Raw genomic sequence first — 14,321 nt, forward strand, 5'->3', positions numbered from 1 at the left:
TATCACCGACCTAGAACTTCGATTCTGACTGGAGCAATCCCACTACCAATCATACCGAGAACTCTGGCTGCACCGGTTGATAAATCAATCACTCTACCCCGAATGTATGGGCCTCTGTCGTTGATTCGCACTACCACAGAACGACCGTTGCGGGTATTGGTGACGCGCACTCTTGTGCCGAAGGGTAAGCTGCGGTGAGCTGCGGTCATGGCTTCGGAATTGAATCTTTCGCCTGTGGCAGTAGGTCTGCCGTGGAAACCTTGACCGTAAAAGGAAGCTATCCCTTGGAAGGTGAGTCTGATGTTGCTAGCAATTTGTTGGGGTAAATTGGCTACAGACCTTGATGCACCAGAACGGGATGGTAAGTTAGCAATTTCTTTAAGAGGAGAGGCGTTGCCGATGAGTCTTCGTAGGCGATTTGTTGCTTGCAACGCATCTTTGGCTAAGTCATTGGTGGTATCTGCCAGGCGGGTGTTTTGATTAATTTCCACCAATTCTTGGTTTTTGATTTTGATAGTGTAGCGATCGCCTGGCTGTTGTTGGTTGGAGACACCTTTGTTCTGGTTTTGATTTGCTCCGTTTTGTCCCTTCCAACTGACAATGATTTGATCAGCTTGCACATTATCCCGGATCATTTGGTTGATCCTCGCCGCCATCAGACTGGCTCTCTGCACTGGGTCATTTGGTAGCGAGCCGACTAGGATCTTGGCATCCGCTAAATTTCCTGCACTTGCTACCTGAACTGAGTCACTAGCATCGCCAACTGCACCTAATTTCTTTTCGGTACCAACGGTCGATTTAGAACTCAAAAAGGTAATAACTGGAATGTTTCGGATATACAGAGTTGCCGCTTTCCGTCCTTCAATGTTGTGAGTATGAATTCTCGTATTCACAACGTCATCTGAAGATTTTAATTCCCCTACCTTAACCACGTCACCGGCTGTTGCTTTGGATGCAACTAGTGAATCGAGTTCGATGGTTTGAGTCCGACCAATTGAGGGTGTCCCCAAAATGGTTACAGACAGGGCGGCAATAGTCCACAAATGTCTTTGATTCATGCGTCCGATTTTAAAGCGACTATAGAACAGCAGTTTCTTAGCTTGTGGGAGTTTGTTTAATAAATTACTTATTAGCAAGCTCGCCTAAGATGCGAATTCGTTCCGCTTTTACTTTCTGTTTTATAACTGCAACAGACTAACACGAACTTTCAGGGTTGGGGATCAGGGTTTTAGCGTAGGAATGACCACGTTATTTAAAATTTAAGTTCCCCCAACAAGGTCAAAACCTTGTTCAAATGCGGATTTTGCCCATGTATCCTTTTTTTCGGAATACTAGTTTTTTATTTACAAAACTTTACATTTTTCGGGTTTTGCTTTGTCTTGACCTGGCTTTGTGAGTTAAGTATATATATTTACGAGCTTAGTGTTTATTTTTGCCTATAATTAAAATCTATATTATTAATAATAATTCTATATACTACAAGTTGACCTCAAGAAAATTACCGAACTGAATTTATTTTATATTTTTTTAATATTCTCAAATAAGGCTTGCAAGTTAATCATTACGGCTCTCTAATTTCTATCTTTATCCACAAACTTATATTTCAATTTATATATTTTTCATCATCCAAAATATGTAATAATACTTTGTATGTAGGATAAAAATGTAGTTACAGTAACATCAAACTCCAGTAATCATGAGTAACAAAAATTGCTACTACTTGTAGCAGAAGTTTGATTTACTCAAAATGCAGTTAATGTCAAAAAATTGCTTAATCAGCATCAAAATTATGTAGAGTATTTTTACCTCGTATTAAAATTTACATTTAATCTGTAAATTAGGACGCAATTGTTCAGCAAAAGATTGAGAAAGTCAAGCTATTAGCCTCATGATTAGCAAAACCAATCAAGGAGATTTAGAAAATATCACCTCTGCACTTAGCGATGTGATTAATGAACTGCATGATAAATACAAGTCATTGCCGGAAGGAATCGTTGCTAACTATATTCCCGAACTAGCAAAAGTCAACCCGGATTTATTTAGTATTTGTATTGTTACAGTAGATGGTCACGTATACGAAGTAGGGGATTCGCAACAACTATTTACTATTCAATCGATTTCTAAAGTATTCGCTTACGGATTAGCACTAGAAGATCATGGACGAGATTATGTTTTAACCAGGGTGGGAGTAGAACCCACGGGAGATGCTTTTAACGCCATTATTTTGGATGAGCAATCTAAGCGACCCTATAACCCAATGGTAAATGCGGGAGCGATCGCCACTACCAGTTTAATTAAAGGTGCAGGAGCAACCGAACGCCTCAACCGCTTACTAGATATGTTCCGCCGCTACATTGGTCATGATGTCTTTGTCGATATTTCCGTCTTTACCTCCGAACGCAGCACCGGACACCGCAACCGCGCAATGGCGCATCTCATGCTCAACTTTGGCATGATCAACCAAAATATAGAAGAAGCCTTAGACCTGTATTTTCAACAATGCGCCGTGATGGTGAACTGTCGGGACTTAGCGGTGATGGCGGCGACTTTAGCAAATCGTGGGACAAACCCCATTACAGGGGAACAAGCTGTGGATAAACGCTATATAAAAGATATCCTCAGTGTGATGTACACCTGTGGGATGTACAATTTTGCGGGAGAGTGGGCGTATAAAGTGGGAATTCCGGCTAAAAGTGGGGTATGCGGTGGTATTTTGGCAGTTGTCCCCCATAAGATGGGAATTGCTGTGTTTTCACCACCCTTAGATCATCGGGGAAATAGCGTGAGGGGGGTTAAAGTCTGTGAGGAACTATCCCAGCGTTTAGGCTTACATTTATTTGATTGTTCGGGTTCATAGGTTGATTCAGACAGTGTTTAACCAACGTAAAATACTCGCCTTGCTAGCTGCTAAACCTTTGTAAATCAGTGCCTCTGGGGACATAGACTCAATTGCAGCACACAGCTTAACCCGTAATATTGCATCTTGCTTGAGGGAAGTACAATCTCTGAAATAAGTGCGAATCGTAAATAATGCCGTCTTAGACTCTGGTAGACCCCAAATCACTTGTCGCTCAATTCGCAAGTAAAGTTTGGGGTTTTGGGGGTCAAAACTTCTACCTTCCCACTGGCTAACTAATAAACCAGGTGGTGGTTCAGGGTGGTGATTCAGGCGCGTATCTGTACTCAAACCCCAAGCAAAGCGCACCATTGGTTGACGATAAATCATCGTATTAACGATCGCATCTGCCCGGCGATTAATTTTTTCCATACCCGCCACTGGTGTATGTATTGCAGCAAAGTCTTGACCGATTTTTTCTTCAGCTGACCAATGATTGGGATAACACAAATGAATAGCACTCAGCCAATTACGTCTATCATTATCACAGCAGATGACTGTGATATCTTCCTGTATTTGTGCTGCTAAAGCATCGAGGGTAGAAGCATAAACAGGAGAAACTGCACTAGCCTCGACTTGCTGTAATTCCCAGTTTGCATCTAGGTAAAATTTTTCGTTGGTCAGTCGGCTATAAAATATGAAGGTGTTAGCCGTTGATTTTTGGTAGTCAAAGTATTGTGGATGCTCTTGTGTAAGACGCTCAACTATCAAACGAGCGATCGCACCTGCTACAGTCTGAGAATAATTGTAACTCTGATAGTATTTACTCAATCTTTCTGCACGGGCTAAAAGTTTTGTCTGGCGGTAATCAGCAAAATTTTCATCGATTTGAAATACTTGTTGATCAGTTTGACCATTACCGAAACATGAACCAAACGCCATCATCCCTGGCTTGACTTCGTAGCGTCCATTCATCAGGGGGAAGTAGCAGGGGGGACTATTCAAAGCTGCGACTTTCTGCATTTTTACAAGCTAGCTGTTGTCAAGAAGTGCTATTTATATTGATGTTTAGGTAAAAGTAGTTGAGTTATATCGCAATACGGTTCAGTTAAGGTGGTGAGAGTTGATTTCTCAATTTTTGCTTGCTCTACCTATTAGACAATGAGCAAGATTTGGGGGATTCTCCCCCAAGCCCCCGATTGGGGGACGGTTGCGTCCCCCAAACCCCCTCCAAAATCATTTTTTCGTTTTTTGTTGAGTGAGCATTTGCTGGTTTTGTTGAAATTTATTTTTCTTATCTGAACCGTATTGAGTTATATCGGCAATTGTCTCATGCGGAAATCGCGATCACTGACAGAAATAATTGCCCACTTGTTCGCGTGCCAACCAAGCCGCATACATTAATGACTTTTGAACATCTTCTGGTTCTAAATATGGATAATCTTCGATAATTTCTTTCACAGTTTTGCCATTGGCGACCAAATTCAAAATTAATGACACTGGAACTCGCATTCCCCGAATACAAGCTTGTCCCGCCATGATGCGGGGGTCAAATGTCATGCGGTCGAAACCTAACATGATGTATTTCTCCTACCGTGATTAGGGTTAGGGGTGTAAGGGTGTGGGGGTGTAGGGGAAAGATATCTTTCATCTATGACTGTGAAATTTTTTCATCGGAACTGCCTTTTGGCTGTGGGACGCAAAAATCAGTGAAATTTCTTAGAATGGGGTTAGGTAAATTTGTGAAGTTACCTGAAAGTTGTGACAACATCTGCTCCAATCCTACCACTGGTCAAAGATCCAGAACGTTTAGAAGCTCGGCTGGCGGAAATTCCCCCAGAACCGGGAGTGTATTTCATGCGCGATCGCAGCGATCGCATCATATATATAGGTAAGTCACGAAAATTGCGATCGCGTGTTCGTTCCTATTTTCGCGACGGCTACAATAAAACTGAACGTATCGCCACAATGGTCAAGCAGGTGACGGACATTGAATTTATCGTCACTGATACTGAAGCCGAAGCCTTGGCCTTGGAAGCGAATTTAATTAAGCAGCATCAACCATACTTTAATGTGCTGCTCAAAGATGATAAAAAATATCCCTACGTCTGTATTACTTGGTCGGAAGACTATCCCCGCATCTTCATTACTCGCAAACGTCAGTTAGGCAAAGAAAAAGATAAATATTACGGGCCTTACACTGATTCAGGCTTATTACGCAGTATTTTGCATTTATCTAAGCGGATATTCGCCCTCAGACAACGACCACAACCACTATTTAAAGACCGTCCCTGCTTAAATTATGATATGGGTCGCTGTCCTGGGGTGTGTCAACAGCTGATTTCACCAGAGGAATACCGCAAAACTGTACAGAAAGTAGCGATGGTATTTCAGGGACGGACGCAAGAACTCATTGATATTTTGACGGAACAAATGGAAACAGCCGCCGCCGCACTTAATTTTGAATCGGCGGCGCGCATTCGTGATCAAATTGCTGGGTTAAAGTCTTTGAATGCACAGCAGAAAGTTTCCTTACCTGATGATACAGTTTCACGGGATGCCATAGCTTTAGCAGCTGACAATCAACACGCTTGCATTCAATTATTTCAAATTCGTGCCGGTCAGTTGGTGGGACGTTTGGCGTTTGTGGCGGAATCACAAGCGGAAGCTGGCGCGATTTTGCAACGGGTTTTAGAGGAACATTATCAAACGGCTGATTCGGTGGAAATTCCCGCAGAAATTTTAGTTCAGCATGAGTTACCGGATGGGGAAATTTTGGCGGAAGTTTTGACGCAACGTAAGGGAAGAAAAGTGACGATATTAGCTCCCCAGCGTCAAACTAAGGCAGAATTAATAGAGATGGTGGAACGTAACGCCCAATATGAACTACAAAGAATGCAAAAATTGGGCGATCGCAATCACGAAGCGATGCAAGATTTAGCCGCAATTCTCGACTTACCCGACTTACCCCACCGCATCGAAGGTTACGACATCTCCCACATTCAAGGTTCTAATGCTGTCGCTTCCCAGGTAGTATTTATTGATGGCATACCCGCTAAACAATATTATCGTCACTACAAAATTAAAAATCCCACAGTTACTATCGGACATTCTGATGATTTCGCAAGTTTAGCGGAAGTGATTCAAAGACGCTTTCGCAAATACGCCGAAGATCCCAAATTACCACGGGTGGATAATCCAGACTGGCCTGATGTGGTGATGATAGATGGTGGGAAAGGCCAATTATCGGCTGTGGTTGCAGTTTTGCAGGAGATGAATTTATTAGAAGACTTGCGAGTTGTGAGTTTAGCGAAGAAGCGAGAAGAGATTTTTTTACCGGGAGAGTCCACACCTTTAACGACTGATAGCGAACAACCGGGAGTGCAATTACTGCGGCGACTGCGAGATGAAGCCCATAGATTTGCGGTGAGTTTCCATCGTCAACAACGAAGTGATAAATTAAAGCGATCGCGTTTAGATGAAATTCCAGGTTTGGGACACCACCGTCAAAAGTTGTTGTTAGCTCATTTTCGCTCTATTGACTATATTCGCCAAGCCACACCCGCACAAATCGCGGAAGTTCCAGGTATTGGGACAAAATTAGCTCAAGAAATTTACAACTATTTTCATCCTCTGGATACTTGACAAATAGACTATTTTTTAGTTACAAGTTCTGTCACCAAAGTGTAAAACAGTAATTCTTAGTTTTTCAGCCGAAAAATTTAGTCATCGGCTGAGTCAAAAGCTGATGCAAACTATTAGGAATATATTCTATAGATTTATCTAGTTACTGTTACTTGTAACTAGATAAATTCATCTAGCCAATATCGGAAATTTTGGATATTGGCGATTTAGTTGTGATGAAATTTAGAAATGTTTATGCTAAAAAATGTTAACTAAACATTAAGAAAATCATTTTGTTACTAAAGCTACAGTAATTAAATGATTTTGATATTTGAATACAGAGATATCCTTTTATTTCCTTGAAAATGACTATAAATAGCTTTGTCTCAAGGAATTAGCAATTGGGATCAGTCGAAATTGTAAATAACGTTGTATACAATAGTAGTTTTATATCTCAAGTAGGATGGTTGAATCACCTGCAATTTCAGATAATTACCAAATGATTCTGTTCAATTTTCAAATCTAAAGTTTTGTTTAAAATTAACAGCTTTCTAGATAACTAGAATTTTTTCTAGCCACATTGGCATTTTTTTTCGCAAATACCAGAATTCCAACCGGGGTCAACTATGCACATCGTACAAAAAATTTACTGCCCAAACTGTGGTAGTGCAGCTGAACGTCACTATATTGCTGATAGCCAATTAACTAGAACCCAGTGTCATAGTTGTGATTATTTGATGATCTCTTGCACTAAAACTGGTCGGGTTGTGGAAGCTTACGCACCAGGAATTCATGCGCGGAGGTAGGAATTTTGGATTTGGGATTTGGGATTGAAACCCCATCCAATACAACCCAGTCCTGACTTATCTGGAATGATCTTGAGGACATAGGGCGCGATCGCTCTGGGTTAATTTCGAGTTAGTTTGTAAATAATCGTGGAGAAGGTGACAACCACGCGTCAGGAGGTTGGCTAGTTTGAAGTCGGCTATATTGCGGAAAATTACTCTACCGTTACCGCTACCGACTGCTAAAATTTTGCCGTTGGGACTAAAGCTGACGCTGGTTAATTCTTCTTTGTCGCCTTTTAAGGAAATTAATGCTGTTCCTTCTCTGTTCCACAGCTTGATTTTGTCATCACTACTGGCGGCTAAAGTCCGACCGTCACGGCTAAAGCTGATACTGGTAAAATTATCGCCATCACCGGATAGAGTTTTTAGCAGTTGACCGTCTCGATTCCACATTTTCACGGTGCTATCAATACTGGCGGAAGCTAAAATTTGGCTATCAGGCGACCAAGCGACACCATTAACTGGGCGTTTATGGTCAGCGAGATTGTGTAAAAGTTGACCATTTACATCCCAGAGTTTGACTGTTAAATCATCACTCGCAGAAGCCAATAGTTTGCCGTCTGGGCTGAAACTTACCCAGTTAACCGCATCTGTATGTCCTGTAAGAGTATGAATTAATTTACCTTCGCGACTCCATAATTTTACGGTGTTATCTTTACTGGCTGAAGCCAAGACTTGATGATTTGGCGACCAAGCTACAGCCCAAACTGCATTGGTGTGACCTTTCAAGGTATGGAGTAATTTACCGTCTCGACTCCATAATTTCACTGTTCTATCTTTACTGGCTGAGGCGATGACTTGACCGTCACCAGACCAAGCTACGCCCCAAACTTGGTCATCATGTTTGGGGAAAGTTCGCAAAATTTTACCATCACTACTAATAATTTTGACTGTATTGTCACGACTAGCAGCCGCCACCATCTGACTATCGGGACTAAAACTAATGCTAGTTATCCAATCATCTTCGTCGGTTTGGGGGTCGCGTTGCAATACATCTTGCCAACGCCAAAGTTTAATGGTTTTATCCCGACTAGTAGAGACTAAAGTTTTACCGTCAGGACTGAAACTCACACTATTGACCCAGTTGTTGTGTCCTTTAAGTGTCCCTAGTAATACACCTTTTAAACTCCAAAGTTTTAAGCTTTCGTCGGTACTGGCAGATGCAATAGTTTGACCATCTTGGCTAAAACTAACACTAGTAATTGCCCCAGTATGACCAGTAATAATTCTGGTTAGTTGACCTTGGAGATTCCAAAGTTTAATTTTTTGGTCTAAACCGCCACTAGCAATCATGTCACCCTTGGGCGACCAAGCGACAGTTAAAATTGCGCTGTCGTGACCATTCCAAGTTTGCAATAATTGACCGTCACGCTTCCATAGTTTGATAGTTCTGTCAGCACTTACAGAAACTAAAGTTTGACCATCAGGCGACCAAGCTAAACTTTGGACGGCTTGTTGATGTCCCAAGAAAGTTTTGAGTAACTTACCGTCTCGACTCCAAAGTTTGATGGTTTTGTCGGTACTAGCAGAAGCGATCGCTTGTCCGTCTGGGCTAAAATTAACGCTATTGACTCCCGCCTCATGCCCCAAAATAGTATGCAGCAATTCACCTTTGCGACTCCACAGTTTAATTGTGCCGTCTTGACTAGCCGACGCAATTATCTGACCATTGGGGCTGAAGCTGACACTATTGACTACCTTATTATGTTGTAAGGAAATAGGTAACATTAAACCATCGGCCCGCCAAAGTTTAACACTATTATCAGCACTGGCAGAGACAATTAACGACCCATCAGGACTAAAAACTGCACTATTCACACCAGAAGTATGTCCCTCCAGGCGGTTATATTCTTTCACTCCCACCACAGCTTGATATAGTGCTGTTTGTACCTTTTCTCTGGTGTAAGGATCTACCCAAATCGTGCTTTGTAATTTGCGTCCAGCTTTGATTCCTTCTTTGAGTGCATCAAGGCCTTTTTGGGATGCAAATAATGCTTCACTAGAAACACTCAGGGTTTTAATTTCACTGTCTACGGCGGTGATAATGGAAACACTCAACCCCAAAATCGCCAACGCCGAAGCCCCCAAGGCAATTTTTAAGGAACGATTTAATTTGGCTTCACTGAGTCTTTGTTGTTTTTGACTTTCTACAAGTTGGGCGGTTAACTCTTTTTCTTTGAGTTCGGCGCGGAGTTGTTCCACTTCTAATTGACTGAGTTCTTCTCGCTTACGTAACTCGCGCAATTCCGCCAGTAAATCTAATCCTTGTTGGGGTTGAGGATCTAAGAGTTTGCTGTGTTGCTTTTTTTGGCGGAGTTCTCGCTTGAGTCGTTCAATTTCGGTTTGACTTTGTTCGACTTTTTGACGCAGCTGATTAAGTTGGGCTTGGAGGCTAGATTCTTGTTCTTGCAAATAGCGAATTAAATCTACTAAATAATCATGAATTAATTGATAACGTTCTGGAACATCGGGGAACAATACCACTAATCCAGAACTGACTAAAATATTTAAGACTAATTCTAATTTATCGGCATCTTCTAATTCTGCCAATTCTGTTGCTAATTCGGCACGGGTTTTAAATGGTCTTTGATTACTTTCATCTGTTAATAAGTATAAAACCAGTAAAGCTGCTCGTTCATTTGCGGGGCCGCAATCCTTGATCAGTTCTCTGATATACCTTTCAATTAATTTATTTGGTCTGTATTGTTGATATTGGGCGAGAGTTGTAATGCCTTCATCTTGTAATTGCGCTCCTGTTACTTGTAATTCAATGGGGCGAATTTCTCCGGTATCTCTAGATAAATCGTCAACTAAGGCATTAATTAAAGCTGGTTCTAGATTGGAGTGGGAACGGGCAGTGAGTTTTTCAATGATGGCTTTGGCGTATTCGGGAGAAAAATTATTTAGTTGATAACGAATCTGTTTATCGAGAATGTTATTATTAATGGCTTCTAGATTTGCTAAATGTTTAAATTCTAAAATTTGGTGTAAATAATCTTCTCTCAAAGACATGATGACTTTGACAAAAGGTATATTTAGACAATCACTGACAAACTGGTCGAATTGCTGTTTTTGGTGGCGGTCAGTACAGCCAAAGAAAAATTCTTCAAATTGGTCAAAGATTAAAACTGTAATGAGATGATTATTCGCATTTTGATGTAATTTTTCTAAGATGCTGCTAATAGTCACTGGCGTTTCTGTCACCGCTAAAACTTCTGATGTAATAGCTGCATCACCTTTGAGTTGCGAAATACCAATTTGCAAAGATTTACCCAATTTTCGCACCCAATCTGTGTAAACTTGCAACACTACAGGGACAGCAATTTGATCACCAATGGCGCGATTTTGTAACGCTGGAACTAAACCAGCCGTCACAGTGGAACTCTTACCCACCCCAGAGGGGCCATGAATCACGATTAATTTTTGGTCAGAACGGCTAATTCTGCCAATTAAGTTATTAATATCCCGTTCTCGCCCGGAAGCTTCAATTTCTAAGGCAATACTACTACTACCAGAGGCGGACATTAACGCCGGGTTGGTAGCTTGTCTTTGGGGTTTGAGACGACCTGCACCAATAAAAGCCCGTAAGCCATATTGTTGTTCGATAGAACGGCGTTTTTGACGGATACAATAGGCTTCTAAATAACGACCGGCTTCAAAATAGAGCGATCGCAGTTTCCGCAACATCCTAATATAACGATGTGCGTCATATTGGTGCGCGCTATTTTCTAAAGCTGGGGTTAATTCCTGGGCGGCTTTATCTAAATAGGCTTGCGCCACAGCGTTTTCACCCAATTTTTGTTGGGCTTTAGCTAAGACTAAATAATAAATCTGCGCTAACAGCAGGGGAAATAAACAATCATGGGGCTGGGTGTCTTGCTGTTGGGCTTCGTCTAACTTGAGTAAGGAAACATGGGCTAAAATACTCGCCTGTAACCACCGCGATGCTTGGACGGCGACTTGGGCTAAAAAACCATAATCACAAGCTAACTGAATTTGACTCCCGTAGATTTGATGTAACTCTAGGGAATGTTGGGCGACTCTTTGTAATTCGTCCCATTCTTCTAGGTGTTCTAAAACTTCTGCTAGTTGACCGATAAATTCTGCTGTTATATCTGGTCGGCGCGCTAGTTGTAAGATATCTAAGCTTTGTTGTAAAGATGATTTCGCCGCTTCCCAATATTCACGGTTATCTAGTTGATTTTGTTCCGCTAACCGACAATGTGACAAGCCTAGATAAAACAGTAATACACTCTGTCTTAAAAGTGGTGAAGATGGGGGAGTCGGGGGAGTCGGGAAGGTAGAGATTTCGGCTTCAGTTGGCTTTTCTGTGGATGACTGGGCGACGAGTTTTTGCCAAATCAGCAAACTTTGTTGAAAATGATCTAAGGCGGGATGAATGCGATCGCTAATATAATTATCTAAACCAAAAACGAACTTTAAACTGGCGTTTAATTCTGGTTCTAGGGTAATTCCCCTCTCATGCAATTCACCGATGGCTGAATGTAGCTCATCGCTATATTCCCACACTTGCGTGAGGGTGGGATAATTTGGGGTTAGTTTTGCTTGTCCCCGTTGTCCATGTTCGTTGGTTAATACCTTGGCGAATAAAGTATCGGTTTCTTGACGGAGAAATTCTAACAATTCTGGTGTCGTCATGGTAAACCGAATCGGTGTCGCCGCCCAACTAGCAAAATCAGGGGCTAAACGCACGACTTTTTGCAATATTTCCTCATTTACCCAAAAAATCATCGGAAATGAATGCTGTTTGGGCAATTCATCCCGAATATGATTAATTGACCTGAGTAAATCGTCAATTTCAGTGACGGTTTCTAAGCCCAAAACCATCAACGCCGATGGGGGTTGATTATCTGTTTCTAACTGAAAATGCAAAGCTGAGTAAAGACTTCTGGTGTTTGGGGGTAAAACTACCTTGTGAATGCGCGCCACTCCCACCGCTAATTTATCTAGTGATTGCAGCACTCGCTCCTGTAACACACGATAATTACAGCAGACTACCACTACAGAAAAATGACCACAAGATAGGGTAATCGCTCGCCACAAACTTTGTAAAGCCTTACTGTTGGCTGTTTTAATATCTACTGGGAATTGTCCTTCAACCATGACTTAAATTTTGGTGTCTCGGCTAAAACTGGATTGACAGCAAACCAAGCCCCTTGATGGTCGCGGTATTCAAAGACAAATAAACTACGCAATAAGGTATGGTATTCTATATCTCCTCTAACCCGTTGTTGTTTTACCACTTGGAAGATTAACTCCCATTCGTGGCTGTCGATAGGGTTAGCGCGGTAGTCTCGTTGTCTTTGAATGACTAACTCGACACATTCTTTTTCAAAGGGTGGATCTTGTTCTCGCAGACAGTCAAACAGCAACCCCAATAAATCGCGCACATGACCACCACTGATCAGGCACAATCTATCTAGTGTTTCTAAATTATCGAATACCTCTGTAATTAAGCTTAAGCGATCGCTCGGTTGAATGTCAGGGAAAGCCCTAGCTAACACCATTTGACGCATCAAATCTAAGCCTTGCTGGAAAATCTCCCCAGAACGCAACCTGACGGGAATCATCGGTAATACCTTCGGTGCGACTCCACCACCTAAACGGTGTTGTAGTTCCGCGCTGTCGTTGGAAAAGGTTAATGCTAAGGGGATGGTGTAAACTAAATGACAATTGAGTTTACGTAGTTGTTCACCCCTATCGATAAATAAATATTCTGGCAGCGATCGCCCCGATGGTAAAGGACGAATGGCGACTCTATCTAAGTTATCGACAATTACCACTAAGCCTTTTTTCCCCTTGGCTTTGAGTTCCTTATCAGCCCGTTCTAACAGTTCTTGGTTAATTGATTGTAAAATTCCCTGGGTACGGGGTTCGAGGTAATCTCGCAAGCGGCGACGCAATTGGGGACTTTCTTTAGTTTTGGCAGTAATTTTGGCAATTCCCACTGATAATTCCGCTTCTACACCCAAATCAATGGGAGTTTGCAGAAAATCCATCACCTCACTAAATAACTTAGTGAAGTAGTTCGGCTTGAGGCGAATTTTCATCGCTTCCAGACTTTCGCTCACCTGACCAGCGATCGCTAGTAAAATATCAGTGACATCCACATCCGCCATTTCTAGGACATGGGTAGACTCAAAATACACTACATGAAATTGCGCCTCTTCTAACTCCGCCTTCAAGCGCAGTAGTTCCGTAGATTTACCGCAACCCAAATGTCCTGTAAATAACTGACAGGTGGGGGAATTGGGGGAAATGCGAGTAATAGTACGCAGCAGTGCTTCAATAATTTTACCGCCCCGCACCGATGCAAAATCAATATAATATCGGCGATCGCTGTTGTTTCCCATCATCAAAGGTCTGCTGGGATTACAAGCCTGATAGAATTTTTCTAAGTCTAGGGGCATATTGGAATTTTAGATTTTGGATTTTGAATTTTGGATTACGGCATTGTTTAATTTGAGCAATTACTGAAAATCGCTGAAAAGTCGCAGAAATTTCTTCCTTTTGACTTTTTACTTTTACCTTTTTACTTGATGCTTATCGCTAATTAATCATCGTTTTTACAGTCTCAAGCCCTTAGACTTTCGCTTCACATTTAAAATATGTTGCTTTTTGACAACTTATGCGCTAATTTCAGCACCTATAACCCAAATTACTCAATAATTTAGCAGTATTCAGGATATTTCTCCCATCAGATTGTAATTTTATACACAACTGATGTGGCTGCAAACTATACAAAAGTATAAATAAATCAAACATTTAATTGTCCAGAACCCCAACTTTTTGAAGAATTCGGGGAGCTATGACCTATCATGAATTAGTATGACTGACTACCAGCATGATTGAAGATAACTATCAATTAAAGACAGCGTAACGCACCTAATAATAAGGCTTTTGGTGCGTTACGGCTTACGCCTAACACACCCTACACATACTGAGATTTTTTTCAGAAATCAAATCGGATTCCTATATTATTCTAAATATTA

The 14,321-nt window shown here is 41.6% G+C and carries 8 protein-coding genes; 3 read left to right on the forward strand and 5 right to left on the reverse strand.

All coding sequences use genetic code 11. The features are described from left to right. Positions 1-2 precede the first annotated feature (2 nt). A complete protein-coding gene (locus ACQFX9_RS16780) occupies positions 3-1,058 on the reverse strand; it encodes a septal ring lytic transglycosylase RlpA family protein (protein ID WP_427157056.1) in 1,056 nt (351 codons plus the stop codon). Between the two features lie 830 nt (positions 1,059-1,888). Here ACQFX9_RS16780 and glsA point away from each other — a divergent pair. Further along, positions 1,889-2,857, forward strand: a complete 969-nt coding sequence (glsA, locus tag ACQFX9_RS16785; protein WP_427157057.1) for a glutaminase A — start codon at positions 1,889-1,891, stop codon at positions 2,855-2,857. 6 nt (positions 2,858-2,863) lie between these two features. Here the strand turns inward: glsA and ACQFX9_RS16790 are convergent, their stop codons facing one another. Next, positions 2,864-3,859: a heme-dependent oxidative N-demethylase family protein gene (locus ACQFX9_RS16790; RefSeq protein WP_427157058.1), complete on the reverse strand. Its 996-nt coding sequence runs from the start codon at positions 3,857-3,859 to the stop codon at positions 2,864-2,866. A gap of 324 nt (positions 3,860-4,183) precedes the next feature. Beyond that, positions 4,184-4,414, reverse strand: coding sequence for a DUF433 domain-containing protein (locus tag ACQFX9_RS16795; RefSeq protein WP_427157060.1), 231 nt, complete (start codon positions 4,412-4,414; stop codon positions 4,184-4,186). 183 nt (positions 4,415-4,597) lie between these two features. On the opposite strand from ACQFX9_RS16795, the gene uvrC reads away from it, so the two are divergent. Both uvrC and ACQFX9_RS16805 read left to right on the forward strand, forming a co-directional pair. Then, positions 4,598-6,481, forward strand: a complete 1,884-nt coding sequence (gene uvrC / locus ACQFX9_RS16800; protein WP_427157062.1) for an excinuclease ABC subunit UvrC — start codon at positions 4,598-4,600, stop codon at positions 6,479-6,481. 605 nt (positions 6,482-7,086) lie between these two features. Then, positions 7,087-7,266 carry a replication restart DNA helicase PriA gene (locus ACQFX9_RS16805; protein ID WP_103137032.1) on the forward strand — a complete coding sequence of 60 codons (180 nt, stop codon included), beginning with the start codon at positions 7,087-7,089 and terminating at the stop codon, positions 7,264-7,266. 57 nt (positions 7,267-7,323) lie between these two features. Here the strand turns inward: ACQFX9_RS16805 and ACQFX9_RS16810 are convergent, their stop codons facing one another. Next, a complete protein-coding gene (locus ACQFX9_RS16810; RefSeq protein ID WP_427157063.1) occupies positions 7,324-12,432 on the reverse strand; it encodes an eIF2A-related protein in 5,109 nt (1,702 codons plus the stop codon). Continuing rightward, positions 12,408-13,739 carry a P-loop NTPase fold protein gene (locus ACQFX9_RS16815; protein WP_427157065.1) on the reverse strand — a complete coding sequence of 444 codons (1,332 nt, stop codon included), beginning with the start codon at positions 13,737-13,739 and terminating at the stop codon, positions 12,408-12,410. The genes ACQFX9_RS16810 and ACQFX9_RS16815 overlap by 25 nt, the downstream gene beginning before the upstream one ends. Positions 13,740-14,321: the final 582 nt, after the last annotated feature.

Source organism: Aliinostoc sp. HNIBRCY26 (assembly GCF_050235535.1).
GTDB lineage: Bacteria > Cyanobacteriota > Cyanobacteriia > Cyanobacteriales > Nostocaceae > Trichormus.

Excerpts from the sequence above, each read along its gene's own strand:
- ACQFX9_RS16790 (WP_427157058.1), bottom strand. The coding sequence starts at position 3,859 with ATGCAGAAAGTCGCAGCTTTGAATAGTCCCCCCTGCTACTTCCCCCTG.
- ACQFX9_RS16795 (WP_427157060.1), bottom strand. The coding sequence starts at position 4,414 with ATGTTAGGTTTCGACCGCATGACATTTGACCCCCGCATCATGGCGGGA.
- ACQFX9_RS16810 (WP_427157063.1), bottom strand. The coding sequence starts at position 12,432 with ATGGTTGAAGGACAATTCCCAGTAGATATTAAAACAGCCAACAGTAAG.
- glsA (WP_427157057.1), top strand. The coding sequence starts at position 1,889 with ATGATTAGCAAAACCAATCAAGGAGATTTAGAAAATATCACCTCTGCA.
- ACQFX9_RS16805 (WP_103137032.1), top strand. The coding sequence starts at position 7,087 with ATGCACATCGTACAAAAAATTTACTGCCCAAACTGTGGTAGTGCAGCT.
- ACQFX9_RS16780 (WP_427157056.1), bottom strand. The coding sequence starts at position 1,058 with ATGAATCAAAGACATTTGTGGACTATTGCCGCCCTGTCTGTAACCATT.
- ACQFX9_RS16815 (WP_427157065.1), bottom strand. The coding sequence starts at position 13,739 with ATGCCCCTAGACTTAGAAAAATTCTATCAGGCTTGTAATCCCAGCAGA.